Below are 25,286 nucleotides of genomic sequence, written 5' to 3'. Positions count from 1 at the left end.
CGTTGAAAAGACTGCGGCTGTGTCGGTCAGAGCGCTCAAGATCTGTGATACGTTTCACCGCATTCAGCGAACGCTGACGATGACGTCGAGTGACGGGGAAAGCACCGGAATGATTCTGCCGAGCGCGAGCGACTGCCTCGACCGCAAGACCTCGTCGGCCGAGAGCCGCCCGATCGGCGCCCCTCTCGGGCTGGTCGCAGACGGTCGATCGGCGTTGCGGCCCGCTCGCGAGCGCCTCGTGACGACCATGGCATCCGCGATGCCGGTCCTCGGCTGGAAGATTCCCCAGGAGCAATCACTGCCGGGCACATCCGCCTTCGAGGTCGAAGTGCGGGACTCCTCAGGGCAGATCGTGTGGCGGTCGGGAACGGTAACCTCGGCCGACACCGAGATTGCAATCGCTCGTGAACTGTCTGCTCACTCACGATACGAGTGGCGTGTGCGGGTGGCCGCTCACGACGGGCGATGGTCGCCATGGGCTGATTCGAGTCTTGAGACGGGGCCCCTCGTCTACGCCGACTGGCAAGCACGATGGCTGTCGATCGCCCATCGCTCCCGTGTCGTCACGCGGTTCCACCTCTCCCGCCCTGTCGTTGAAGCACGACTGCACTTCACGGCCCAGGGACTCGCTCGGGCATTCGTCAATGAGGCAGCAGTCAATTCCGACCGGATCGATCCGACGAGGACCGACTTCGTCCGAGCGCTGTACCGGAGCTACGACGTCACCGACCTGCTCGACACGGGTGAGAACACGCTCGGTTTCGTCATGGGACTCGGAGAGTGGGCACGTACTGCGCAACCGCCCCGGCTCCTCGCGGAGCTGGTGATCCGACACGAGGACGGCTCGGTGACCTGGATCGCCCCGGGAGTCGACTCCGAGGTGACGATGTCCGAGATCGCGGTCGATGAACCCTTCTATCTCGAGCGTCATGACGCGCGCGCACCCGTCGACGAAGCGGCACCACCGCACGCCCCGATCATCGTGGAGCCGATGGCGCTGCCAACGACTGCAGCGACGCCACCCACTGACGTGTCCGCGGATCCGACGCCGGCGCTACGCACGATCAAAGCCTTCGTTCCGCAGGAGATCGGGCGCTCAGAGGGTTCTCGTCGCTTCGACATCGGTGCGAATATCGCGGGTCGATCGAGACTCGTGCTGAGGGAGGGCGTGCCGGAAGGCACCGTCATCCAGGTGCTGCACGGTGAGCACATCGGCGAGGACGGCCACATCGACACCACGAACCTCACGATGCCGTACGACCATGGCCGCGACCGCCAACTGGTGGAGTACGTGTCGGGCGGCGTCGCGGGAGAAACCCACGAGCCGTGGTTCGCCTACTTCGGTTTCCGCTATCTGGAGATCAGAGGGCTGCCGGAAAACTCGCTCGTCACCGTCTCTGCCCACTCGATGCATACGGATCTGACGCCGTCGGGCTCAGTGACGACCGACAGCCGAACGATCGACCGGCTTCTGGTCACGGCCTCTCGAACTCTTCTGAACAACGTGCACGGCGTGCCGGAGGATTGTCCAACCCGGGAGCAGGCGGCTTGGACGGGAGACACCGCTTCGGTAGCCGAGTACGAGCTCGCGGCTTTCGACAGCGCGGCGTTCCTCGACAAGTGGATCGCAGATCTCGAGACGAGCCAGCAGGCCGACGGCCAGTTGCCTGCGGTTTCGCCAGACTTGCACGCATCGCGCATGCCATCCGACCCGGTCTGGGGCTCGGCTCTGCACCGGATGCTTCTCGGGCACCTGCTGCACTACGGCGACGAGCGCGTCGTGAAGCGCGCGCTTCCTGCGCTGCGGAGGTGGGCCGACTTCCAGTTGGGCTGCATAGATGCGGACGGCGTCGTCTCCCTGTCGCCGATCAGCTACGGGCACGACTGGCTGGCGCTCGAGCAGACGCCTCCGCCCATTCATCACACGGGCGCCGTGATCGACTGCCTGCTGGCGCTGGCAGAACTCGAGGATGCCATCGGAGATCCGGATGCCGCCGCCCGTCGCAGACTGAGCGCCGACAGCCTCCGGGCATCCGCTCGCCGCGCCTTTTTCGACCCGACGACTGGAACGTTCGGCAACGGCTCGCAAGGGTCGTACGCGATCGCGGTCGAGGCCGGGATTCTGAACGGCCAGGAAGCCGTCGAAGCCGGCGACCGTCTCGTCGGCCTCATTCGACAGCGGGGCAACCGGGTGTCCAGCGGCTTCGCCACGACCAGAAGTGTTGTCAGAGCGCTGACCAGGCTGAACAGGTCCCAGGTGGTGTACGACATCCTGCTGCAGCCAGAAGAACCCGGAGTCGGTGCGATGCTCAACTCGGGTCCAGGAACTTTCTGGGAGTGCTGGTGGATCGATCCGGCCAATACCGGCACGGGATCGCTCAATCACGTCGGGCTCGGCGGTCCGTTCGCCGCATGGGCATGGGAGGGTCTGGCCGGGCTGCGACCGACCGCGCCGGGGTACACCCGGTTTCGGGTGGCGCCTCAATTGATCGAGGGTGTGAGGCGGCTCGAGCTCCGCACCGAGACCGTGCGTGGCGAGATCGCGATCGCGTACACACGACTCGGGGGGTCGGTCCACATCGAGATCACCGTGCCCCCCGGCACCGAGGGCGTTCTGGCGACTGCGGATCTCTCTGACGTCTTCTTGTCACCTGGCAAGCATGTGCTCGACATCGACGAGCCCGAAGGACGATCAGTGGGCTCGCCGCCCGCATCCGCTTCGATGGAGTCCGTGACTCCGGTCGCAGCCGATGTGGCCGGATCTCGCAATCTCCTCGCCGAGTCGGATCTCTCGCCAGGTCGGGCACATCCCGACGTGCGGGTGGTCGAAGGGCTCGTGTGCATGCCGATACCACACGAACAGCCCGACCATCCCGTGCTCAGGATCGTCGCCGACGTCAATGAACCGGGGGAAACGGCACCGACCGTCATCGCCAGATTGCGCACCCCGCTTGCGCTCTCCGGGATCAGCTTCGTCTATGCCCTGATCGACCAATGTCTGGCTGGCCCAGAGAGAGACGCCATGCCACTCCTCGTTCTGCACCTGAGCAATGGTGAGACACGGCGAAGCACGTCGACGGCCTGGCCCGCCGGCTGGAATCGTGTCGCGGTGGACACAGTCGGCCTTGCCGACCACCTCGATGTGGTCGCGATCGAAGTCGGTTTGACGTACGGGGACGATGCTGCCGAGAACGCGCTAGCCGTTTATCCCCGCGAGAACGGGCTCCCGGCAGGATTCCACCTTGGCGAGGTCGGGTTCAGCACCCTGCGACGCACGTGGTGACGTGGCGACACAATGAATCGATATATGGAGAAGAACACTTGACAACCCCGACGGCATTGATGCACGATGGTGAAACGTTTTATCCGCGTTCGAACTCGATGGCGAGGTGCTGACCATGGCGGTCACTGTGGATGCCCCGTCACGAGCGCCCTCGGCGACGATCAACCCTCGCAAGTCCGGACGGACTCCGCGTAAGCGCGTCGTGCGGTGGTGGATCTATCTCGCGTTGCTTCCTCTGGCCATCGTCATCGGCTATTTCGCCTATTACCCGGCCGTCTCCGCCATCTACTGGTCATTCTTCAACTGGCAGCCGGCCGGAACCTCGACGTTTCTCGGGTTCGGCAACTACGTCACGATGTTCAGCGACCAGATCTGGTGGGCGTCGTTCCGTAACCTGGGTTTCATCTTCGTGTTCGCCGTGGTCTCTTGGATTCTTCCGCTGCTCGCTGCCGAACTGCTGATCTCACTCAGGAGCGCCCGCTGGCAGTACGTCATGCGCACCCTGCTCATCATCCCGATGGCCTTCCCCGGCGTGGTCACCGCCCTGGTCTGGGGCTTCTTCTACAGCCCGAACGACGGCGTGATCAACCAGACGCTCAAGGCCTTGGGTCTCGGTGCGCTGGCGCAGAATTGGACAGGACAGAACAGCACCGCACTGCTCTCCCTGCTCTTCGTCGGCTTCCCTTTCATCGCCGGACTGCCCTTCCTGATCTTCTACTCCAGCCTGCAGAACATCCCGACCGAAGTGCTCGAGGCCGCTCAGCTCGATGGCGTCGGGCGCTTCGCCCGCTTCTGGCAGATCGATCTGCCGCTCATGGCCAGCCAGGTTCGCATTCTGCTGTTCCTCGCCGTCGTCGGAACGCTTCAATACGGATTCGTCGCGTATGTGCTGACGCAGGGCGGCCCGGACAACGCGACGATGGTCCCCATTCTTCGGATGATCAACGTCGCCTTCTCCGGCGGCGACTGGGGGTACTCCGCCGCGCTGTCGACGACGCTGTTCCTCATCACCATCATCATCAGCGCCGTCGTCGTGACGGCACGCAAACGCGGTTCGGAAACGACCGACGGGGGTGCAATGTGACTACGATCCAAGCCCGCAAGGCGACCGCGACCCGATCCGTGACTCAGCCCGATGGACGATCGCGAACCTCTCGCCAGATCCGCCTGAAGACGGTCCTGATCGTTCTGGCCGCCGTCTCGCTGGCGCCGTACCTGTTCATGATCATCACCTCGTTCAAGACGAACCAACAGTTCGCCGACAGCTTCTGGCAGATCTCCTTTCCTCTGCACTTCGAGAACTACGCGGTCGCCTGGAACCAGATCGCGCCGTATCTGTTCAACACTGCCCTCGTCGCGGTGCTGTCCATCGTGCTCATCCTGGCGATCGCATCGGTCTCCGGCTTCGTGCTCGCACGCTACCGATTCTTGGGCAGAGGCTTCATCTACGGCGCCGTGCTCGTGCTCATGATGGTGCCCGGGCTCGCCAACCTCATCCCGCTCTTCATCATCATGAAAGACCTGGGCCTGCTCAACACATACATCGTTCTGGTCATTCCCTACACAGCCGGCGGTGTCGTGCTCGGCACCATTCTCATCCGCAACTTCGTCGAGGGCATACCGCAGTCCATCTTCGACGCGGCGCGCATCGATGGGGCCAACGGCGCTCGGATGTATCGCTCGGTGATGCTGCCCCTCTCGCTGCCCGTGCTCGGCACCATCGCCCTGATCACCGTCAGCGAGGTCTGGAATGACTTCTTCTGGCCGCTTCTCGTCATCTCGGACAACAACCTGCGGACCGTGTCCGTCGGTCTTCAGTTCTTCCAAGGTCAGAACGTGACGGACTACGGTCCGCTCATGGCCGGCTATTTGCTCGCGAGCCTGCCCCTCGTGCTTCTGTTCACCTTTCTGTCGAAGTACTTCCTCGCGGGAGTGCAAGGCGGCGTGCCCGGAGCACACTGATCCGAATCGGCGTCGGACGACGGCGTCGTCTTCGGTCTTCGAATGAAACGATTTACCACAGCCAACCAAGAAATGAGAAACATGCGAGTGACAACGAAGAAGTTGCGACTGAAGCGCGTTCGGCTTGCGACAATCGCATCCATCGCCGCATTGGGCACGGCGGCCGCACTGGCCGGATGCTCGCCGTCGGCAGGAAACTCGGACAAGGTGACCATCACCCTCTCCGGGCCCAACCAGTTCACCAGCGACGCGAACACATTCGGCCCGGCGTGGGAAAAGCTGGTCGCCAGTTTCGAAAAGGACAATCCCGACATCACGCTGAAGACCAACGTGCTGCCGCTCACCTCGTGGGCGCAGACCTCCGCCGCACAGTTGACGGCGGGTACGGCCCCCGAGCTGATCTTCAACCAGACGCAACACACGCCTGATCAGGTCGTCTCGCTCGACAGCGCGCTGAAGAAGAAGAACCCGTTCTCCTCTTCCGGAAAGCCGTGGATCGACGACTTCATCCCGCAGTACTTCAAGGGCTCTGACCAGCTGATGAACCCGGCAGGTCACTACGATTCGATTCCGTTCAACCTGGTTGCGGTCGGTATCTATTACAACAAGGGTCTCCTTTCCAAGGCCGGGGTGAAGGCATCCCAGCTGAAGACGTTCGATGGATTCCTCACGGCATGCAGTGCCATCAAGAAGGCCGGCTATGCGCCGCTCGCTACCGACAACGGCAACCTGCCGGCCGGCTGGGCCGTCGTCGCGCTGAACTCGATGCTGCTGAACTCCACCGCAGAGAAGATCAATCAGTTCGACACCGCTGGCAAGGCGGGCACGGCCGATGTCGTGACCCAGAAGAGCATCGCCCACGCCTACCTCACGGGGGAGCTCAACGTCACGACCGACCCGGGGTCGGCAGAGATCCTGAAGACGCTGAAGAAGTTCTACGACGCCTGCGCAACTCCGAACTGGTCGGGCATCACATCACAGGGCGCCTTCACCGGCGGAACGGACTTCACAGGCGGCAAGGCCGCGATGGCGTGGGGCACGAACTTCGCCGCCACCGGTCTCGCCGACGCGACGTTCAAGTACGGCACCGTGCCGTTCCCGGAGCTCTCCACGAGCGACTCGAGCCTCGCCAGCGGCAAGCCGGCTCAGTTCGGTGTCACCGCCGGCGGTACGTCTTACATGATCCCCGCATACATCAAGGGTGCGCAGCGAGCTGCGGCGATCAAATTCCTGCAGTACGTCTCGAGTCCCAAGATCCAGACATGGCTCGACTCGACCGGTGGCATCCCTGCCGTGTCCGGCCTGACGGCTCCTCCCGGGTTGGAAGCGATGAACACGGGGGCGTGGGCCACCGTTCCTGTCCTCGGCCAGGGCGGACTCTTCCAGGTGCCGGCGGCGATCGCCGCACAGAACAAGTACGAGGGATATCTGCTCGGTACGTCCTCGCTGGAAGACACGCTGAAGACCCTGCAGGCCGATGGGATCGCGTGGAGCAAGGAGCAGGCAGTGAAGGGCGGGTGGACCGAAGACTGGGCGACAAAGAAGTAGGGACCGACTGACCCGCGCTTTGCGTACCAGGGCGGGCCGCCGTCGAGCTGACGGGGCCCGCCCTTGTGCGGTACCGGCTTCAACGAAGAAGAGGATGTCATGAAGAGAAGAATGATCGCTGCTCTCACGGCGGCAGCGTTATCCGCCCTTGCGTTGACCGGAGTCGGTCAGCCGGCGTGGGCGAGCAACACGGCGAGCAACACCGCGTCCCACCCGAGCAACCAGGCCGTCGGCGCGACGTTCTACGTGAATAATCAGGCGGGCTCGGACTGCAGCGACACGGGGTCGGCCACGGAGGCACAGCCGTGGTGCACGTTCACCCCGATCAACGCGCACGGCGCCTTCGCGCCCGGCGATCGAATCCTGCTCGCCAGGGACGCGACCTGGAACCAGCAGATGAACCTGTCGGGGACCGGCACGTCCGCCCACGGCATCTCCGTCAGCGCATACGGCAACGGCTCCAACCCGAAGATCAGCCGGAACGGCTCGGTGGATGATCGCGGCATCAAGCTCGTCGACGGGGACTACTGGAGCTTCAGCCACCTCGAGGTCTCCAACGCGGCTTCCGGCATCCTCGCCTACTACGACACCACCGGCCACAACGGGCTGAGCTTCACCGACATCTACGTGCACGACATCAAGGGCGTCATCTACTACGCGGACAACGGCACCGGGCCGGAACTCGCCAGCGCCTTGGCCGACAACGTGCGCAACTCCTCCGGCATCCAGATCACCGGCGAACACTCCACCTTCTCCTCCAGCGACTACTTCATCCGGGGCGTGCGGATGGACGACATCAGCGGCGAGCACAACCTCGACACCATCGGCATCGACATGCTCGATCCAGGAGAACAGGTCACGTCCGATATCGGAGACAGCGGCGGCGCCGGGGCGAACATGGTGCAGAACGTGGTGATCGATCACCTTGCCAGCCACGACGACGACTGGCAGTGCGACGAGGCGCTTCGCCTCTTCACCGTCAAGCACGCGGTGATCATGAATTCGCAACTGAACAATGAAGGGGCGTGCCACAACGCCGGCGGAACCACGGCCGTGATCCTGGGCCACCTCGAAGACGTCTCGATCGTCAACTCGATCTTTGGCAATGTGCTGAACACCGGATCGAACGATGAGGACGCACTCGACTTCGAGATCTTCAACAAGAACGTCAGAGCCCAGGATTCTCTCTTCGAGAACACGGCCGGCTCTGCGATGTCGTTCCTGCGACTCGGCGGCCGCCCAGGCGACTACTCGACGAACAACGAATCGTCCTCCAACGTCATGATCAACAACGGCGTCGCTCAAGGGTTCGGTCCGATCCTGGTGCTCAACCAGGTCGGCGCCGATTCTCCGATCACCGGGGCGATCAAGGACAACATCAACGTCAACACGAACTTCCTCTACGACCAGGGGAACGGTTTCGCCGGGTTCTCGACGACGAACAACCAGACGCTGTCCAACGGATCGGGCGACGTGTTCTTCTCTGCCGCCGACTTCAGTGGAACCCAAGGCCTGAACGGATGGTCGTACCAGTCGCTGAACGGCAAGAAGTACGTCGATCTGGTGTACGACGCAGCCGGCAAGAAGTGGACCCCGCCCACGAGGTCAGTGCCCGCGATCAGTCAATTCGACCAGAGCCCTGACGATTCGGCCGAGCACTGGGTCGCTCGGGCGTGGACCGCGCCGAGCACCGGAACGGTGAGCCTGCGCGGGCGCATCCTCAAGTCGGACAACGCCGCGGGAGGCAACGGCGTCTTGGCCCGCATCACCAAGAACGGCAAACAGATCTGGCCGGCCGCCGGCACACAGGCGATCGCCGCGGGAGACGAGTACACGGGCGTGAGTTACGTGCTCGACAATGTCTCGGTGGACGCCGGCGACGTCATCCGCTTCGAGACGAATTCGGGCGGACACGGCAACGCGTCCTACGACCAGGCGAGTTGGACACCGAGCGTTTCGTACACGACCAGGGTCGGCCGGGCATACAACTGGGCCTTCAATGGCGGTCACGAAGCAGGCTGGGCCGTCTACGACGCGACGTCGAGCACCGCAGTCGGGACGGATCCGAACGCGCTCAATCTGACGGCGACCGGCAACGACCCGCGGATGCAGACCACGAGCCCGCTTCACCTCGACGCCACGTCTGCGAAGACGGTGACCGTGAGAATGAGCAATGCTACAAGCAGCACGACGGGACGGATCTACTTCACGACCACATCCTCGACCGGGGCAAGCGAATCGAAGGCCGTGGGATTCGCTGTGAAGCCGAACAGCGGGTACACGACATACACGATCGACATGTCGGCGAATCCGCTGTGGGCCGGTGAGGTCAACTGGCTGCGAGTCGATCCGATCGACACCACCGGGCAGACGAACATCGACAGTATCGTCGTCTCCGGCACCGGGCCGCTCTTCGTGAACCGCGTGCTCGACGGCAGCTTCGAAGACCCATCGGCCGACTTCTACACCTATCGGCCGGCCGGCGTGTGGCAGTTCCTCGGCAACAGTGGGGTGCAACGCAATCACAGTGCGTTCAGCGGCACGCAGGGCGCTGCGAACGGGCAGCAGACGGCCTTCATCGAAGGAACGAGCTCGGTGAAACAGACGCTGAATCTCTCGTCGGGAACCCACACCGTGACCTTCGCCGTCGATCAACGCACCAACAGCGGCGGCGCTGAGGCTCTCGACTTCTCCGTGGACGGCGTGAAGATCAACACCTCGGCCTTCAGCCCGCCCGCGGGCGGAGGGTACGAAACCTTCACGACGCCGAGCTTCACGACGACGGCCGGACTGCACACGATCCAGTTCACGGGCACCAACGACGGCTACAACACGGCGTTCCTCGATCTGGTCGCCATCCAGTGAGCGCTCCACGCACCCGGACCCGGCCGCTCGACCCGGCGCGATTCGCGACGCCGGAGGCGGGCGACCGGCCGGGCGCGAGGTGGTGGTGGCAGAGCGCGGTTCCGGTCGAAGAGCTGGTCCGGCAGCTGGGTGCGATCGCCGATGCGGGTTTCCGCGAGGTGGAGATCGCCTTCAGCCGCGGGTTCTGGGCAGATGATCGGCAGCGCAGCGCACTCGGATCGGTGCTGCGGGAGGCGGAGCGGATCGGGGTCGGCGTGGCCATGACGCTGGGCGCATCGTGGCCGCTGAAGACACCGAACACGACAACGGGCACAGGGTTCAGCACCAGGGAATTGCAGTACGGATCGGTGCGGCTCGCCGACGGCGAATCGGGACCGGTGCGGGTTCCTATGCCGTTCGACGATGTCGACGGCGAGCGCCCATCGACGCTGATACGCGTGACTGCTGCTCGGGTCGTGCAGCGCAACGACCCACCAACCGTCGTCCCGCTCGGCGACCCGTACGCTCCCCCTCGTGGTGTCGTCACACCGCCCGACGCGTCGACCGTGCTGGAGACAGACTCGCTGATCGACCTGACGTCACAGGTCGTCGACTCCACGATCGTCTGGGAACGGCGCGACGGCGACTGGACGCTCTTCGCCTTCTGGATGCGCGACTGCACGCAGGGTGTGACGAGCTTTCTGGATCGTAGCGCCGCGCTGGCCGCCACCGAGTACCTCGACGAGCATCAGATCGGTGCGGAGAACCGAGAACTTGTGCACCGCGTGGGCACCGAGCTCTTCGAGGACTCGCTGGAGCTGAACGCCGACTCGCTGTTCTGGACATCCGAGATGCTCGAACGCTTCAGCGAACGCCATGGCTACGACGTGACGCCGTACCTTCCTCTGCTCTTTGCGCACGGGATGTGCCGCTTCTGGGTGCCGAACGAGGAACCGATGCCCGACTTCGAGCTCGATACCGGTGTCGGTGTTCGGGTACGTCGCGATTACTATCGCCTGCTCACCGACCTGTACATCTCCGACCATCTACTTCCGTTGCAGAACTGGTCGGCCGGGCACGGAATGCGGCACAAATCGCAATTGGCCTACGGGCAGAGCCTCGAGGCGATCCGCGGCAATCGCGAGTTCGTGCGGGCGGGCGGGCGGGCCGAGGGCGAATCCCTGAATTCCGGGGACCGGACGCCGATCGACCGTTCCAACTCCACCTGGCGCTTCGCGCTCGACTGGCAGCGATCCGTCGTGGGCGGGGCGCATCAAGGCGGTGCCGTGCGCATCAGCACGGAACTCGGCGCACAGTTCCGGGCGGCATACGCCTTCACTCTCGGAGATCTGCAACGGATGCTCGCGAAGGAGTGGGCCGCGGGGATCACCAAGCCCTTCCTGCACGGGGTGGCCTCGCAGGAGCCCGGATCGGCCTGGCCGACACAGACCCGGTTCGAGCAGCACATCGTCTCGGACAGCTGGAACGAGACGCACTTCCCGGAGTGGGCGAACTGGCCCGGCCTCACGGACTACTGGGCGCGAGGCACCGTGGTTCTCGAAACAGGGATACCGCGCACGGACGTGGCCGTCTACCGCGACGGCTTTCTGACGATCGCCGCTCGTGGTGTGCGCGACACGAGCCTGGATGCGACAGCCCCCGCACGTCACGCCGACACGGAGGCTCTCGAGAACGTGGGGTTCACCGTGCAGTTCGTCGACCCCATCGGGCTCGCCGAAGCGGCCACCGTCGGTGACGACGGGACCCTCTTCCCGGACGGCCCGGCCTACCGTGGGCTCATCGTCGATGAGCGGACGCTTCCGCCCGAGGCCGCCGAGGCCATCGCCGCTGCGGCGGAGCGCGGGGCCCGCGTTGTTGTCGTCGGCGAGCCGCCGGCCGCGGACTCCGGATTCGCCGGCGGCGGCACCAGGGCCGGTGCACGGGACGAGCACGTGCGGACCGCGATGGCCCGTACGCTGGCACAGCCTTCCACAGTGCAGGTGAGCACGATGTCGGAGGCGGCGGATGCGTTCACGCATCTCGGACTCGTGCCCAGAGCCGCCGTCGATGCGGCGTCGTTGCTCTCGCAATGGCGCGAGGCCGGATCATGCCGGTACGTGCTCGTGTACAACACCCTCCGGGAACCCGCTTGCGTGACGCTGTCGCTCGAGGGCGTCGGACGCGTCCGCGAACTCGACCTGATCGGCGGACGCGTTCTCGCTGCCGCGCACCGGGCAGAGCGAGGCCGCACCGCCGTTCCGACGCAGATCCCGGGGCTGGGGGTCCGAGTATTCGAACTCGATCTGTCCGTCGCACCCGAGCCCCTCTGCGACGACAACGCCACCACGGAGATCGAGCTCACCCCCGAGGGATGGCGGATCGAGGTGACCAGCGAGGAGCCGTCCGGCCCCCGGACCATCGCGCTCGACGGTGTCGGTCCACAGGACTGGCGGGACGTGGATGCCCTGCGGCACGTCTCAGGGACCGGACGCTACACGGCCAGGGCAGTCATCCCCGAAGAGCTCGTCGGCCTGCCCACGGTCATCCATCTCGGCGGCCTTGCCGGATCCGCCGTGGTGCGGATCGGCGACCGGGTCGTCGGCACCGCGTACGTCGACGACACCGTCATCGATCTCGGCGAGGGTCTCACAAACCGAATCGAGATCGAGATCGAGGTTCGAACCGCACTGCGCAACGCCGTGATCGCCAGTGGAATCTCCGGACTGATCGGGGCGGATTCCACCCAGCCACAGGGTCTGATCGGTCCCGTGCGGATTGTGGTCACGTCCGTTGCTGGCCCCGGGCCCGATACCGACTCGCAGCCCGATGCCGCCCCTGAGCGAGGACACGATGACACAGCACGATAGAACAACGGGTGCCGGCGCGGCTTCCGGTCCGCTGGCCGGCCTCGTCGTCATCGATCTCAGCCGCGCGCTCGCCGGGCCGCACGCAGCGATGATGCTCGGCGATCTCGGTGCACGCGTCATCAAGGTCGAAGCCGAGGGCACCGGTGACGATACCCGTGGCTGGGGTCCTCCCTTCGTGGGCCCCGACGGCGATCAGCAGGCGACCTACTTCCTCTCGTGCAACCGCAACAAGGAATCGATCTGCCTCGACCTCAAGTCTGCAGACGGGCGACGCACCCTCGAACGTCTCGTCTCACGCTCCGACGTGCTCGTCGAGAACTTCAGGACTGGAGTCATGTCGCGGCTCGGCTTCTCGACCGAGAGATTGCACGAGCTCAACCCGCGCCTCGTCATCCTGTCGATCACGGGTTTCGGCCATGACGGTCCGGAAGGAGGTCGCGCCGGGTATGACCAGATTCTGCAAGGCGAGTCCGGCCTGATGTCGATGACGGGGTCGGAACCGGACGACCCTCAACGGGTCGGGGTGCCCATCGGCGACCTCCTTGCCGGCATCTACGGTGCCTACGGCGTGCTCGCGAGTCTGCATCGTCGGCAGACGACCGGGCGCGGAGAGATCGTGCGAACGTCTCTGCTTGCCGCTCTCGTCGGAGTGCACGCCTTCCAGGGCACCCGCGCCACGGTTGCGGGCGAAGTACCTCGCGCACAGGGCAACCATCATCCGTCCATCGCTCCGTACGGCCTTTTCGACTGCCGGGATGGCGCGGTACAGATCAGTGTCGGCAGCCAGTCTCTGTGGCGCCGGTTCTGCGACCTCTTCGGGCTCGACGCTGCGGCCATCGGACTATCGACGAATGCCGAGCGGGTTGCGCATCGGGGCGAACTGATCCGCGTCATCGAACACGAGTTCGCCAAGCACACTGCCGCGCGACTGCTGGTCATCCTCGACGACGCCGGAATTCCGGCGGGTCGTGTACGCGGGCTCGATGAGGTTTATGCCTGGGATCAAGTCGCCTCCCAGGGACTTCTGGTCGACGTCGATCACACGACTCTCGGCACCATCACGCTGCCCGGATCCCCCTTGCGCTTCTTCGACAGCGTCGATGACGGCGAGGTGGAAACGACCCGTCGACACCACGGTGCTCCACCCACTTTGAACGAGCACGAAGCACCGATCCTGAAGTGGCTCGATGGCACTGACGCGTCTTGATGCCCTGAAATAGTCGCGATACGCAGTGATGAGCCTGACGTCGCCGGTCGCGTGGGGCCCGTCACCGTGCGAAATGCTCGTTAAGCCGCCGTAACGAACCTGGCGCCTGCCAGCGCGATCCCCCTAGCCTTGGGGTCGTCATCGCGGCGACCTCGGTCGGCGGGGCGTGCGGCCTCATTCTCCGCACCGCGCAGGTTCGACTCCTGCCGTCGCGTCTCCGACAGCCCGAAAGGAACATCGTGACCGCGTTCGATGAGTTCGCCTACCTCGACGAAGAGGCCGAGGAGGTCGGCGCCACCGTGCGCCTGCCCGTGCGCAGGGTCGCGACGACGACGCCCTCCGGGCTGGTGCACTCGCTCGTCTGGGGCAGTGATCCCGATGTCACGTTCGTGCACGGCGCGGGCCTCAACGCCCACACCTGGGATACCACGCTCCTGGCCCTCGGCCGGTCCGCCGTCGTCGTCGACCTGCCGGGCCATGGCGATTCCGACTGGCGCGACGATTTCGACTACTCACCCGCCACAAACGCGGAGGCCGTCGCCGCGGTGATCTCCGACGTGGCGCAGGACGCGCCGCAGGTGATCGTCGGGCAGTCGCTCGGCGGGCTGACGGGAGTCGCACTCGCGATCTCCTCTCCGCAGCTCGTACGCGCTCTCGTGCTCGTCGACGTCTCACCTGGCCTCCGCGAAGGCGACGCGAAGCAGGTGCGCGACTTTCTCGCCGGCCCGCTCGTGTTCGACTCGCGCGACCAGATCGTCGAGAGTGCCCTGGCAGCAGGCATCGGCAACGATCGACACAAACTGGAGCGCGGCGTCGTGCTGAACACGCGGGTGCGCGAGGACGGCAAGGTCGTGTTCAAGCACCACCTGGCGGCACCGCCGCGAGACGTCGGACCGCAGCCCGACATCACCGCGCTCTGGCCAGGGCTCGAGGGCACGACGATCCCCGTGCTCCTCGTGCGTGCCACCGCCGGATTCCTCTCGTCCGAGGTCGTCGACGAGTTCCGAACCCGAGTGCCTCGCGCGCAGATAGTCGAGCTCGAGTCAGGCCACAACGTGCAGGAGCAGAAGCCGCGCGACCTCGCCGATGCCATCAACGCGTTCCTTGCCGCCGTCGACTGACCAGGCCGCAACCGACCCTTGGATTGCGCACCATCCGAATCACACGCGTCAACGCATGGTTGACACACCGTCATCGTCAACCTACAGTTGACGCATGCAGCAATTCCCGGTCTCCCTCGACACCCTCATCACCTTCGTGCGAACGATTCAGCCCAAGGGCGACGACCTCTCGCATCTCAGCGACGCCGTTCGAGTCTCCGATCGCATGGACGATCAGGCGGACGCCCTCATCGGCTACTTCGTCGACCAGGCCAGGCGCTCCGGCGCCTCATGGAGCCAGATCGGCCAAAGCATGGGGGTCTCCAAGCAGGCAGTGCAGAAGCGCTTCGTATCGCGCAGCGGCGTGGCATCCGAGGGTGGTGAGCGCCTGTTCGGCCGCTTCGCCCAGCGCGCCCGCAACTCGCTGCTCGCAGCGCGAGGCATCGCATCCGCTTCGGCGACGGATGCCCCGGCCGACGCCCCGACGCCCGTCGAACCCCGGCACCTCGTCGCCGGCCTTCTGGCCGAACCGGAGGGCGTCGCGGCGCGAGCGATCGCAGCGATCGGCGTGCCGACGTCCACCGTGTTCGCGGCGCTCGGCGTGCCGGCGGATGCCGTCGCCCAGGCATCCGACGCGTCTCCCGAGGCCGTGCGCGCCGTCGCCTTCAGCCTCGAGTCGCGGCAGCTCATCGCCCGCTCGCTCGATGTGGCGCTGCACTACGGTCACAACTACATCGGCACCGAGCACCTCGTGCTGTCGGCAGCGGCCGAAGGGCCGGTGGCGGAGCCCCTCGCGTCGGTCGGACTCGGTCTCGACACGCTTCAGCCCGTGGTCGAGCGCCTACTCGAGGAGATCCAGGCGGCGAAGTGACGGGGCTCGTGACGCGATCGGGTCAGCGGTCACTCGACGTAGCCAGGCGCCGCGTTCGAGTGTGACGCCGAGGGCCGAGGGAACAACAACACGGCGATCACGGCGCCCAGCGCGGCTCCGATGAGCTGCGCCGGCACGAACACGACGGCAGACATCGGCGCGATCCCGGCAAAGCTGTCGGTGAAGACGCGGCCGAGCGTGACGGCGGGGTTCGCGAAGCTGGTCGACGAGGTGAAGAAATATGCCCCGGCGATGTAGGCCGCGACGGCGACCGGAGTCGCACGGTGACCACCTCCACGGGCCAACGCGAAGATGACGAGCACGAGACCGGCGGTAGCCACGACCTCTGCGGCCACGTGCGCTCCGCTGAGCCGGTCGTCGCCGCTGATCGATACCGGCGCACGGCCGAAGATCGTGTTCGCCAGTATCACCCCGACGACCCCGCCCACGAACTGGGCAGGCAGGTATCCGGCCAGGTGCCTCCATGGCCTGCCCCCCAGAGCGACGTCGACCAGACTCACCACAGGGTTGAGGTGCGCTCCGGAGACCGGCCCGAACACCACGATGATCACATACAGAGCCAGCCCCGTGGCCGCCGCATTGATCGCGAGCCTGATGCCGTCATCCGTCGACAGGTCCGCCGCCGCGATGCCGGAGCCCACAACGGCGAGGGTGAGCATCCCCGTGCCGACAAGCTCGGCAGCACACGCACGCCAGAACGGATGCCGCCTCGTCATTCAGACCGTCGCCAGCAGCGCTGACACAGCGTCGAGCGCACCGGGCACGAGTCGGTAATAGTGCCACGTGCCGCGCTTGGAACTGGTGAGATAGCCGGCATCCACCAGCACCTTGAGGTGATGGGAGACGGTGGACTGGCTGAGCCCGAGCGGATCGGTCAGGTCACACACGCACGCCTCGGCGTCCGCATGCGCCGCCACCATCGACACGACCCGCAGTCGCGCCGGGTCGGCCAGCGCCTTCAACGACTTCGCGAGTGACTCCGCATTCGAGGTGCCGATCGGCTCACGCGTGATCGGGGCGCAGCACGCCTGCAGGTCCCGGATCGGGAGCAACTCAATGACGGACATGACCACAGTCTCGCACAAACATTGACAGCCATCGATGTTTAATCGCAGACTGTGTCCATCGACACCCGTCGATGGAAGGAGGACGACCATGCCTGATTGTTGCGACCCGGAAGAGGGATGCTGCGAGCTCGGCTGCTGCTGACCCTCGGCCGGCCGTCACGGTGCGGCCGGGGCGGCCGGCATCCTTCACAATCGAGGAAGAAATGACTGCGAAATCCACAGTTCTGTTCGTCTGCGTGCACAACGCCGGCCGTTCCCAGATGGCCGCCGGATACCTCAGCGCGTTGGCCGGCGACCGCGTCGACGTGCGCTCGGCCGGCTCCGAACCAGCCGACGAGATCAATCCCGTCGCGGTCGCGGCGATGGCCGAAGAGCACATCGATATCACCGCGAACGCGCCTCGGCTGCTCGCCATCGACGACGTGCGCGGTGCGGATGTCGTGATCACGATGGGCTGCGGAGACGCGTGCCCGATCTTCCCCGGCAAACGCTACGAGGACTGGGAACTGGATGACCCGGCCGGGCTCGACCTGCAGGCGGTGCGGCCGATTCGCGATGCGATCCGCACCCGGGTCGAGGCACTCGTCGAGGAGCTGCTGCGCCCGACCGAATAGGGTCGAATACGTGAGCCTCGTCGTCAGCCTTCCCGGATCCGCCCTCCTCGACGCCTATCGGGCCCTGCCCGGCGACGAGCCGGCCGGAGTCGAGTTCGTCACCTGGGATCTGCAACCTCCCGCCCCGCGCGACCACTTCGACATCATCGTGCCGCCCTACATGAACGGCCTCTCCGGACTGCGCAACCTGGCCGACGTCAGCACTCGTCTGGTGCAGAGCCAGTCGATCGGGTACGACGGGGTCGCCGACATCCTTCCGCCCGGCATCGTCTTCGCCAACGCGGCGAGCGTGCACGAGACATCCACCGCGGAGCTCACGCTCGCGCTGATGCTCGCCGCGCAACGCGGCATCCCGGCATTCGTGCGCGCCGCCGAGCGAGGCGAGTGGGCGCCGCAGCGACTGGCGAGCCTCGCCGACCGCCGCGTGCTCATCGTCGGCTACGGCGGAGTCGGCAAGGCCGTCGAAGCGCGGCTCGCCGGCTTCGAGGTCGAGATCACGCGCGTGGCATCCCGCGCTCGCGACGAAGACGGCGTGCCAGTGCACGGCATCGACGAGCTCCCGGCCCTGCTGCCGAACGCCGACATCGTCGTGATCGGCACCCCGCTCAACGACTCCACCCGCGGGCTGGTCGATGATGCCTTCCTCTCCGCTCTTCCCGACGGCGCGCTCGTCGTCAACATCGCCCGCGGCCTCGTTGCCGATACGGATGCCGTGTTGAAGCACGCCCGAGAGGGCAGACTGCGATTCGCGCTCGACGTGACCGATCCCGAGCCGCTGCCTGACGGGCATCCGTTGTTCGCGCTGCCCAACGTGCTGATCTCGCCTCATGTCGGCGGCGCCACCAGCGCGATGATGCCGCGCATGGCGGGCCTGTTGCGTCGTCAGATCGAGCGGATGCTCGCGGGCGAGCCGCCCCTCAACGTGGTGCTGCGCAGCTAGCGCCACCCGCTGGTCGGCACGCCGACGTCTCCCGCGCGCACGTCTCCCCCGCACCACAGCAGCGCCATTTGCGCTTAACCGCGCCAATCGTAGTGGCGCAATAGCGCGCAAATGGCGCTGTAGTGCGCACGGGAGCGCCTACGCAGCCTCGTCCTCCTGCGTCGCCGAGGCGTCGGTCAGCGCGCCGAGCTCGTCGTCGGTGAGCTCGAGCGTCACCGATGCGATCAGGTCCTGCAGCTGCTCGGGCGTGCGCGCGCTGGCGATCGGCGCGACGACGGTCGGCTGGTCGCGCAGCCACGCCAGCGCCACCGAGGCGACGGATGCCCCGTGCGCGGCCGCGACCTCGTCGAGCGTCTCGAGAACGCGGCGTCCGCGGTCGTCGAGGTATCTGCCAGCACCCGCGGCGCGTGCGCTGTCGACCTGGATGCCGTCGCGGTACTTGCCCGTGAGGAATCCGGCCGCGAGCGAGTAGTACGGCACGACGCCGAGGCCGTGGCGCTCGGCGCGCTCGCGGAGGTCATCCTCGAACGTCCGCTCGACCAGGTTGTAGTGCGGCTGCAGGGCGACGGCCCGGTGAAGCCCGTCACGCTCGGTGACCTCGAACCATTCGTCGATGCGCTCCGGGCTGTAGTTCGAGATGGCGATCGCCCGCACCTTGCCGGCGTCGACAAGCTCGGAGAGTGCCCCTACGGTGTCGGCGAGCGGAATCGTGTGGTCGTCGAAGTGCGCGTAGTAGAGGTCGATGTGATCCACCTGCAGGCGGCCGAGCGAGGCATCCGCTGCCGCCTTGACGTTGCTCGGGGCCAGGCCCTTGAAATCCGGATGCGACGCCACCTTCGTCGCGATCACGAACGCATCACGGTCGGTGCGGTGCGAAAGCCAGCGGCCGATCACTCGCTCGCTCTCGCCGCCGTGGTTGCCTGGCACCCAGTGCGAGTAGCCGTCGGCGGTGTCGATGAAGTTGCCGCCGGCATCCGCATAGCCGTCGAGTACGGCGAAAGACTGGGCTTCGTCGGCCGTCCAACCAAACACGTTGCCGCCGAGCGACAGCGGGTAGACCTCGATACTCGACGAGCCGAGACGGGTGCGCGGTGCTGACATGGGTTCTCCTTCGCTTCACGGGTGCGGTCTCGTGGACACGCCACTCAACGGTGCAACACTCCGCCGACGATCGCATTCCGGCGTCGTCGTCTTTCGTCATGTACACCCCGGCGCCGCGCGCGTCGACCCGGCACTGTATTGCCGAGCCACCCCTCTATTGACGTGAATTCGGGGGTGGCTCGGCAGTACAGTGCCGGGTCGACGACAGAGGTGCGAAGAGGGGTCGACGTTCGCAGCACGGAGGTGTCCCGTCCCGGGCGGTGGTACGCTCGATGCGCATGTGGTCTGACCACAGGAGGAACCGATGACCGAGCAGGCTGCCGCACCCGCCGCCGCACTCCCGACCGCACGCGCGTGGCGCGTCGCGCTCGAGCACATCGAGGCGCGCCTTCTCGCCGGCGACTTGGGCCCCGGCGACCACCTCCCGCCCGAACGGCAGCTCGCCGCCGACCTCGGCGTCGCACGATCGTCGGTTCGGGAGGCGGTGCGGGTGCTCGAGGTGCTCGGACTGGTGCGCACCGCGACAGGAAGCGGCCCCAACGCCGGCGCCGTCATCGTCGCCTCCCCCGAAGGCGGGATGAGCGCGGTCATGCGCCTGCAGGTCGCTGCTCACGGATTCCCGATCGCGGACGTCGTCGAAGCCCGACTCGTCGTGGAGCCCGCGATCGCGGCGCACCTGGCGCGACGGGCGGGGCGCGACCTGCGACAGGCATCCGCTCTGCTCGACGCCATGGATGTGCCGGGGCTGGAGCCGGCCGAGTTCCTCGCGCTCGACGCACGGTTCCATGTGACGCTGGCCGAGGCATCCGGCAACACAGTGCTCAGCGCAACCATGGCGGGGCTGCGCGACTCGATCGAGGGCTACGTGCTGGCCGCGGTGCCGAACCTGCCGTCGTGGTTGGCGACATCCGCCAGGCTGCGGGCCGAGCACCGAGGAATCGTGCGCGCCATCGAGTCGGGCGACGGCACGGATGCCGCCCGCCGCCTGCAGGCACACGTCGCCGGGTACTACGCGGAGTCCCGCATCACGGGCGACACGAACGACACGACAAGGTAGAAGGAGACCCGACATGGTCGAGAGGCAATTCCCCAACGTTCGCGAACTCGCGCAGCTGATGCAGTTCAAGAAGCCTGAACTGAGTGCGAAGAAACGCCGGTTGGATGCCGCGTACACGATCTCCGACCTGCGCACGATCGCGCAGCGCCGCACTCCGAAGGCCGCCTTCGACTACACGGACGGCTCGGCCGAGGGCGAGATCAGCCTCGCGCGGGCCAGGCAGGCGTTCGAGGATGTCGAGTTCCACCCGGGCATCCTGCGCCCAGCGGTCGATGTCGACACCTCGGTCGAGATCCTCGGCGGCCCCTCCGCCCTGCCGTTCGGAATCGCACCGACCGGCTTCACGCGGCTGATGCAGACGGAGGGCGAGATCGCAGGGGCTTCGGCGGCGGCCGCCGCAGGCATCCCGTTCACGCTCTCCACACTCGGCACCACGTCGATCGAGGCCGTCAAGGCCGCCAACCCGGCCGGACGCAACTGGTTCCAGCTCTACGTCATGCGCGACCGCGAGATCTCCTACTCGCTCGCACGCCGGGCTGCGGCATCCGGATTCGACACCCTCATGTTCACCGTCGACACCCCCGTCGCCGGCGCACGGCTGCGTGACAAGCGAAACGGGTTCTCGATTCCGCCGCAGCTCACGCTCGGCACGGTCATCAACGCGATTCCGCGGCCGTGGTGGTGGATCGACTTCCTCACCACCCCGCCCCTGGAGTTCGCGTCGCTCTCCTCCACCGGCGGCACCGTCGGCGATCTGCTCGACGCGGCGATGGACCCGACGATCAGCTACGAAGACCTCGAGGTCATCCGCGGCCTGTGGCCGGGCAAGATCGTCATCAAGGGCGTGCAGAACGTCGAGGACTCGAAGAAGCTCATCGACCTCGGCGTCGACGGCATCGTGCTCTCCAACCACGGCGGCCGCCAGCTCGACCGTGCTCCCGTGCCGTTCTGGCTGCTTCCGGATGTCGTGCGCGAGGTCGGCAAAGATGCAACGGTCATGGTCGACACCGGCATCATGAACGGGGCCGACATCGTCGCAGCCGTTGCGCTCGGCGCGAAGTTCACGCTGATCGGACGCGCGTATCTCTACGGCCTGATGGCCGGCGGGCGGCAGGGCGTCGACAAGACCATCGACATCCTCTCCACGCAGCTGGTGCGCACGATGCGCCTGCTCGGCGTCGCGAGCCTCGACGAGCTGAACCCGTCGCACGTCACCCAGCTCGCCAGGCTGGTTCCGGTGCACCGCGCGGCGGCAGAGGCAGCGGATGCCTCGCCGGCGCCAACACGCACGCCGGCTCCGCGCGCCCGCTCGACGTCGGCTGCGAAGCCGGCGCGCACGGCGACGACCAAACCCGCCGCCTCGAAACCTGCGACGGCTGCGAAGGCCACGGCGAAGACAGCCGCCAAGGGCTCATGACCGGGGTCACCACCGCACATCTTGGGCAGACCTTGAGGTTTCGGTGAGGTGGGTCGATCAGGCCTTGAGCCGCAGTGACGAAGATGGGCATCTGGCGCCGTCTCGCGCCGCGCGATCGGGCGGGACACCCCGAGATTCCCGCCCGATCGCCTCATAACCCGCCTGCAGCTTCTACCGAGGACCTTCCGCCGATGCCCACCCACCACCACGGATGCCGCGTGTGAGCCACTACACGGAGCACCCCGACGTGATTCTCGTCGACGAGACGGCGCTCGCCGCCCTCCTCGATGAGCTCTACGGATCGCAGGGCACGATCATCCGCTTCGTCGCGGACTTCGTGCACGACCTGCCTGAGCGGTGCAAGCAGATCCGGCACGCGTGCGAACGGCATGACTGCGAACGAGTCGCCGAGCTCGCGCTGAGCATTCGCACGAGCTCGCAGATGATCGGCGCACATCGGCTGGCACGGGATGCCGCGATGCTGCAGGCGACCGCGAACGCTGACGACTGCGACTGCGAGCCGTACGTGCGCGTGCTCGAAGCGACAGCCGCCGAGACGATGCCCCATCTCATCTCGATCGGTTACCGCGTGCGAACGGCCTGACTGCGCTTACCTCGCACTGGTCGCCAGACGGTAGCCCACCCCTCGAACGGTCTCGATCCAGCGTGGGCTGTCGACGTCATCCGCAAGCTTGCGCCTGAGGTTCGCGGTGTGGACCTCGACCGTGCGGCCGTCCGACTCGCTCACGAATCCGTGGCCGGCGTCGTAGAACCGCATCGCGTCGGCGAGCACCGACTTGCCGACGACCCGGCCCTCCGCCTCCATCAAGCAGTACAGGAGCTCGAACTCGCTCCTGGTGAGGACGACGGGCTGACCATCGCGCTGCACGACTCGGGTCTCCGGATTCAGACGAAGCCCGTCGTACTCGAGCCAACCGGACGGCGCCCCTGCATCAGAGGCGTCCTCCGTCACCGTCAGTATGCTGCCGCGAGGCCGACGCAGCATCGCCTCGACCCTGGCACGCAACTCGCGAGGTCGGAACGGCTTGCCGATGTAGTCGTCGGCTCCCGCTTCGAGGCCGAGCAGCACGTCGATCTCTTCGTCCCTGGCGGTGAGCATGACGATATAGGTGGAGCTGAACTCGCGAATGCGCTTGGCGACGTGCAGGCCGTCCATTCCGGGAAGCGAGATGTCGAGAGTCGTGACGGTCGGGTCGAGGCGGCGCACGGCATCCACGCCGGCGTCGCCATCCGCCGCGGAATACGTCTCGAATCCTGCCTGCTGAAGGACGGCTTCGACCAGATTCCGAATCTCGACGTCGTCCTCGATCACGACCGCGGTTCTCGCCATGGCCTCCCCCACCCACCAACGAGGTTAGCGGCTGGCCGAGGAATGCGGGTCGCGGAGGTCAGTGCTGAACGACGCTGCCCCACACGGCACGCGCGCCGGCGTCGCCGATCAGCACGACGTCGATGATGGTGCCGACCGCGATGATCACGGCCGCGAGCGCGATGAGCAGCCGAATGCCGAGCAGTGCGCTGCGGGTGAGACGGTCTCCGAGCATCCGCTCGCCGAAGCGTGTCCAGCCCCACTCGATCGCCGCGACGATGAACAGCGGGATCACCCAGCCGAGCAGTGTCTGCCCGAGATCGGCGTGCTGCTGCACCGCCGGCGTCACGCGCACGGTGTCTTCGAGCGCCTGACCGGCGTTCACCGTGATCGGGGTGAGCACGAGCACGATCAGTGCCGCGAGCGGTGTCACGATGCCCAGCCGTCGAGCGGCCGCCGGCCACAGCGCGTGCAAGAGAACGGCGATGCACGTGAGCGGAGTCAGCACCACGACGATGTGCACGAGCAGGATGTGCAGCGGCAGGCCCAGGAAGATGTACGAGTCCATAGGGGTGCAAACGTAATAGAGGCGCCTATGCCCAGGCCTGCTCTGCAACGCGGCTGGATGTGAGATCTCTCACCTGGCGTGAACCGAATGCCGTTGCGACTCGTGTTCTCTTGGGCGCGTAGCGCAGTGTGCACGACGTCGGTCGGGCGCGCGAAAGGCGACGACGGAGCGCAGACTGGCGCTGAAGCAGGGCGCCGAAGTAGGACGTTGAAGCAGGGAGAGGCGGATGGCAGCAGACGATGCAGCGCTGTTGCGCGCTCTGCACGACGAACACGCGCCGGCTCTCTGGAGGTACGTCGTTCACCTCACCGGCGACCCGGCGCAGGCCGACGACATCGTTCAGGAGACGCTGCTGCGCGCGTGGCGCAAGCCGAGCGTGCTCGACCAGCGCGAGACATCCGCTCGGGCGTGGTTGTTCACGGTCGCCCGCAACCTCGTGATCGACGGAGCACGTAGCGCGAGGCACGTGCACGAGATCACGACCGATACGGTTCCGGATGCCGCAACAGCAGACGAGACCGACGCTCGTCTCGACGCATGGCTGGTCGCCGACGCCCTCGCGACGCTTTCGCTCGAACATCGTGCCGTCGTGGTGCACGCCTACTACGGCGGCCGCTCGACGGCCGAGATCGCGCGGGTGCTCGGCATCCCGGAAGGAACGGTGAAGTCCCGTATGCACTATGGGCTGCGAGCGCTGCGACTCGCCCTGCAGGAGAAGGGGGTGACCCGATGACCGATCACACGAGGACGGACTCGCCGGCCGCCGACCGCTTCGCCGAGTGGGATGCCGCGTACGTGCTCGGCGCACTCTCGCCGGCCGATCGCCACGCCTACGAGGAGCACTTGGTGACCTGCGACGCGTGCTCCATCGCCGTTCGCGACCTGGCCGGCATGCCAGGACTGCTGGGTGCGCTGCCGCACGAGGAGGCGCTCGCCCTGCTCGACGACGTGCAGCAGGATGCCCCCGACCTGGTCCCGGCGCTGCTCCACCGTGTGCGCCGTACCCGGCGCATCCGTCGGTGGTCCCTCGCCGGTGTCGTCGTGGCGGCTGCGGCTGTCGCCACGGCGTTGGCGCTCGTGATCCCGGCGGTCGTCACGGCACCGCCGTCACCGGCCGTCGCCGCGAGCCTGCAGCAGGTCGGTGCGACCGCCGAAGCGCCGAAGGGCGCGCTGTCGGCCGACGTCACCCTCACGGCGAAGGACTGGGGTACCTCGATCGGTATGGTCTGCCGCTGGTCGTACGAGACCACGGGGTCGAACGCCGGGAACGAGCCGACGCGGTGGGGCTATGGGCTGTGGGTGATCGCCCGTGATGGCACCACGGACAGGGTGGCGACGTGGTCGGCCGGCGCCGGCGATGTGGTGCGAACGAATGCGGCGACCTCCATTCCGGTGAAGGACATCACGCGCATCGAGCTGCGCTCCCTCGACACCGGCAAGGTGCTGCTGGCCAAGAACGTGGCACCTGCCGTCGGTTGAGGAGCACACC

The 25,286-nt window shown here is 66.4% G+C and carries 21 protein-coding genes; 16 read left to right on the top strand and 5 right to left on the bottom strand.

Annotation, left to right across the window (positions count from 1 at the left end):
• Positions 1-109: 109 nt before the first annotated feature.
• From MJ603_RS17275 to MJ603_RS17235, 9 genes are all read left to right on the top strand, one after another.
• On the top strand, positions 110-3,283 hold the full coding sequence (locus tag MJ603_RS17275; RefSeq protein ID WP_243065001.1) for a family 78 glycoside hydrolase catalytic domain: 3,174 nt from the start codon (positions 110-112) through the stop codon (positions 3,281-3,283).
• Between the two features lie 115 nt (positions 3,284-3,398).
• Positions 3,399-4,367, top strand: coding sequence for a carbohydrate ABC transporter permease (locus MJ603_RS17270; RefSeq protein ID WP_243065000.1), 969 nt, complete (start codon positions 3,399-3,401; stop codon positions 4,365-4,367).
• Positions 4,364-5,245: a carbohydrate ABC transporter permease gene (locus MJ603_RS17265; protein ID WP_243064999.1), complete on the top strand. Its 882-nt coding sequence runs from the start codon at positions 4,364-4,366 to the stop codon at positions 5,243-5,245. The genes MJ603_RS17270 and MJ603_RS17265 overlap by 4 nt, the downstream gene beginning before the upstream one ends.
• Positions 5,246-5,332: 87 nt before the next feature.
• Complete coding sequence (locus MJ603_RS17260; RefSeq protein ID WP_243064998.1) at positions 5,333-6,793, top strand: ABC transporter substrate-binding protein; 1,461 nt, start codon at positions 5,333-5,335, stop codon at positions 6,791-6,793.
• A 99-nt stretch (positions 6,794-6,892) separates the two neighbouring features.
• Positions 6,893-9,658, top strand: coding sequence for a hypothetical protein (locus MJ603_RS17255; protein WP_243064997.1), 2,766 nt, complete (start codon positions 6,893-6,895; stop codon positions 9,656-9,658).
• Positions 9,655-12,504, top strand: coding sequence for a glycosyl hydrolase (locus tag MJ603_RS17250; RefSeq protein WP_243064996.1), 2,850 nt, complete (start codon positions 9,655-9,657; stop codon positions 12,502-12,504). Before MJ603_RS17255 ends, MJ603_RS17250 begins: the two co-directional genes overlap by 4 nt.
• Positions 12,488-13,711, top strand: coding sequence for a CaiB/BaiF CoA-transferase family protein (locus tag MJ603_RS17245; RefSeq protein WP_243064995.1), 1,224 nt, complete (start codon positions 12,488-12,490; stop codon positions 13,709-13,711). The genes MJ603_RS17250 and MJ603_RS17245 overlap by 17 nt, the downstream gene beginning before the upstream one ends.
• A 239-nt stretch (positions 13,712-13,950) precedes the next feature.
• Positions 13,951-14,832, top strand: coding sequence for an alpha/beta fold hydrolase (locus MJ603_RS17240; RefSeq protein WP_243064994.1), 882 nt, complete (start codon positions 13,951-13,953; stop codon positions 14,830-14,832).
• 94 nt (positions 14,833-14,926) lie between these two features.
• Positions 14,927-15,682, top strand: a complete 756-nt coding sequence (locus tag MJ603_RS17235; protein ID WP_243064993.1) for a Clp protease N-terminal domain-containing protein — start codon at positions 14,927-14,929, stop codon at positions 15,680-15,682.
• A 29-nt stretch (positions 15,683-15,711) separates the two neighbouring features.
• Here the strand turns inward: MJ603_RS17235 and MJ603_RS17230 are convergent, their stop codons facing one another.
• Both MJ603_RS17230 and MJ603_RS17225 read right to left on the bottom strand, forming a co-directional pair.
• Complete coding sequence (locus MJ603_RS17230; RefSeq protein WP_243064992.1) at positions 15,712-16,419, bottom strand: MIP/aquaporin family protein; 708 nt, start codon at positions 16,417-16,419, stop codon at positions 15,712-15,714.
• Complete coding sequence (locus MJ603_RS17225) at positions 16,420-16,770, bottom strand: metalloregulator ArsR/SmtB family transcription factor (protein WP_243064991.1); 351 nt, start codon at positions 16,768-16,770, stop codon at positions 16,420-16,422.
• Between the two features lie 203 nt (positions 16,771-16,973).
• Between MJ603_RS17225 and MJ603_RS17220 the strand changes: the two genes are divergently transcribed.
• A complete protein-coding gene (locus tag MJ603_RS17220) occupies positions 16,974-17,384 on the top strand; it encodes an arsenate reductase ArsC (RefSeq protein ID WP_243064990.1) in 411 nt (136 codons plus the stop codon).
• Between the two features lie 10 nt (positions 17,385-17,394).
• Complete coding sequence (locus tag MJ603_RS17215) at positions 17,395-18,324, top strand: 2-hydroxyacid dehydrogenase (RefSeq protein WP_243064989.1); 930 nt, start codon at positions 17,395-17,397, stop codon at positions 18,322-18,324.
• Between the two features lie 138 nt (positions 18,325-18,462).
• Here MJ603_RS17215 and MJ603_RS17210 read toward each other — a convergent pair whose 3' ends face one another.
• Positions 18,463-19,425, bottom strand: a complete 963-nt coding sequence (locus tag MJ603_RS17210) for an aldo/keto reductase (RefSeq protein ID WP_243064988.1) — start codon at positions 19,423-19,425, stop codon at positions 18,463-18,465.
• 304 nt (positions 19,426-19,729) lie between these two features.
• Between MJ603_RS17210 and MJ603_RS17205 the strand changes: the two genes are divergently transcribed.
• From MJ603_RS17205 to MJ603_RS17195, 3 genes are all read left to right on the top strand, one after another.
• A complete protein-coding gene (locus MJ603_RS17205) occupies positions 19,730-20,482 on the top strand; it encodes a FadR/GntR family transcriptional regulator (protein ID WP_243064987.1) in 753 nt (250 codons plus the stop codon).
• A 13-nt stretch (positions 20,483-20,495) separates the two neighbouring features.
• Positions 20,496-21,899, top strand: a complete 1,404-nt coding sequence (locus tag MJ603_RS17200) for an alpha-hydroxy acid oxidase (RefSeq protein WP_243064986.1) — start codon at positions 20,496-20,498, stop codon at positions 21,897-21,899.
• Positions 21,900-22,119: 220 nt separating this feature from the next.
• Entirely contained in the window at positions 22,120-22,503 is a 384-nt protein-coding gene (locus tag MJ603_RS17195) for a hypothetical protein (RefSeq protein ID WP_243064985.1), read from the top strand.
• 6 nt (positions 22,504-22,509) lie between these two features.
• Here MJ603_RS17195 and MJ603_RS17190 read toward each other — a convergent pair whose 3' ends face one another.
• Positions 22,510-23,250: a response regulator transcription factor gene (locus MJ603_RS17190; protein ID WP_243064984.1), complete on the bottom strand. Its 741-nt coding sequence runs from the start codon at positions 23,248-23,250 to the stop codon at positions 22,510-22,512.
• 58 nt (positions 23,251-23,308) lie between these two features.
• Positions 23,309-23,797: a DUF2231 domain-containing protein gene (locus tag MJ603_RS17185; RefSeq protein ID WP_243064983.1), complete on the bottom strand. Its 489-nt coding sequence runs from the start codon at positions 23,795-23,797 to the stop codon at positions 23,309-23,311.
• 226 nt (positions 23,798-24,023) lie between these two features.
• Between MJ603_RS17185 and MJ603_RS17180 the strand changes: the two genes are divergently transcribed.
• Together MJ603_RS17180 and MJ603_RS17175 are read left to right on the top strand one after the other, a co-directional pair.
• Positions 24,024-24,530, top strand: coding sequence for a sigma-70 family RNA polymerase sigma factor (locus MJ603_RS17180; protein WP_243064982.1), 507 nt, complete (start codon positions 24,024-24,026; stop codon positions 24,528-24,530).
• Positions 24,527-25,276 carry an anti-sigma factor gene (locus MJ603_RS17175; RefSeq protein ID WP_243064981.1) on the top strand — a complete coding sequence of 250 codons (750 nt, stop codon included), beginning with the start codon at positions 24,527-24,529 and terminating at the stop codon, positions 25,274-25,276. Before MJ603_RS17180 ends, MJ603_RS17175 begins: the two co-directional genes overlap by 4 nt.
• Positions 25,277-25,286: the final 10 nt, after the last annotated feature.

It is taken from the genome of Humibacter sp. RRB41 (assembly GCF_022761015.1).
GTDB lineage: Bacteria > Actinomycetota > Actinomycetes > Actinomycetales > Microbacteriaceae > Humibacter.
The sequence above is the reverse complement of the archived record's forward strand: the minus strand, read 5'-3'. Positions and strand labels throughout refer to the sequence as shown.

Coding starts and splice junctions, on each gene's coding strand:
- MJ603_RS17275 (WP_243065001.1), top strand. CDS start 110: ATGATTCTGCCGAGCGCGAGCGACTGCCTCGACCGCAAGACCTCGTCG.
- MJ603_RS17270 (WP_243065000.1), top strand. CDS start 3,399: ATGGCGGTCACTGTGGATGCCCCGTCACGAGCGCCCTCGGCGACGATC.
- MJ603_RS17255 (WP_243064997.1), top strand. CDS start 6,893: ATGAAGAGAAGAATGATCGCTGCTCTCACGGCGGCAGCGTTATCCGCC.
- MJ603_RS17245 (WP_243064995.1), top strand. CDS start 12,488: ATGACACAGCACGATAGAACAACGGGTGCCGGCGCGGCTTCCGGTCCG.
- MJ603_RS17235 (WP_243064993.1), top strand. CDS start 14,927: ATGCAGCAATTCCCGGTCTCCCTCGACACCCTCATCACCTTCGTGCGA.
- MJ603_RS17230 (WP_243064992.1), bottom strand. CDS start 16,419: ATGACGAGGCGGCATCCGTTCTGGCGTGCGTGTGCTGCCGAGCTTGTC.
- MJ603_RS17225 (WP_243064991.1), bottom strand. CDS start 16,770: ATGTCCGTCATTGAGTTGCTCCCGATCCGGGACCTGCAGGCGTGCTGC.
- MJ603_RS17220 (WP_243064990.1), top strand. CDS start 16,974: ATGACTGCGAAATCCACAGTTCTGTTCGTCTGCGTGCACAACGCCGGC.
- MJ603_RS17210 (WP_243064988.1), bottom strand. CDS start 19,425: ATGTCAGCACCGCGCACCCGTCTCGGCTCGTCGAGTATCGAGGTCTAC.
- MJ603_RS17205 (WP_243064987.1), top strand. CDS start 19,730: ATGACCGAGCAGGCTGCCGCACCCGCCGCCGCACTCCCGACCGCACGC.
- MJ603_RS17200 (WP_243064986.1), top strand. CDS start 20,496: ATGGTCGAGAGGCAATTCCCCAACGTTCGCGAACTCGCGCAGCTGATG.
- MJ603_RS17190 (WP_243064984.1), bottom strand. CDS start 23,250: ATGGCGAGAACCGCGGTCGTGATCGAGGACGACGTCGAGATTCGGAAT.
- MJ603_RS17185 (WP_243064983.1), bottom strand. CDS start 23,797: ATGGACTCGTACATCTTCCTGGGCCTGCCGCTGCACATCCTGCTCGTG.
- MJ603_RS17180 (WP_243064982.1), top strand. CDS start 24,024: ATGGCAGCAGACGATGCAGCGCTGTTGCGCGCTCTGCACGACGAACAC.
- MJ603_RS17175 (WP_243064981.1), top strand. CDS start 24,527: ATGACCGATCACACGAGGACGGACTCGCCGGCCGCCGACCGCTTCGCC.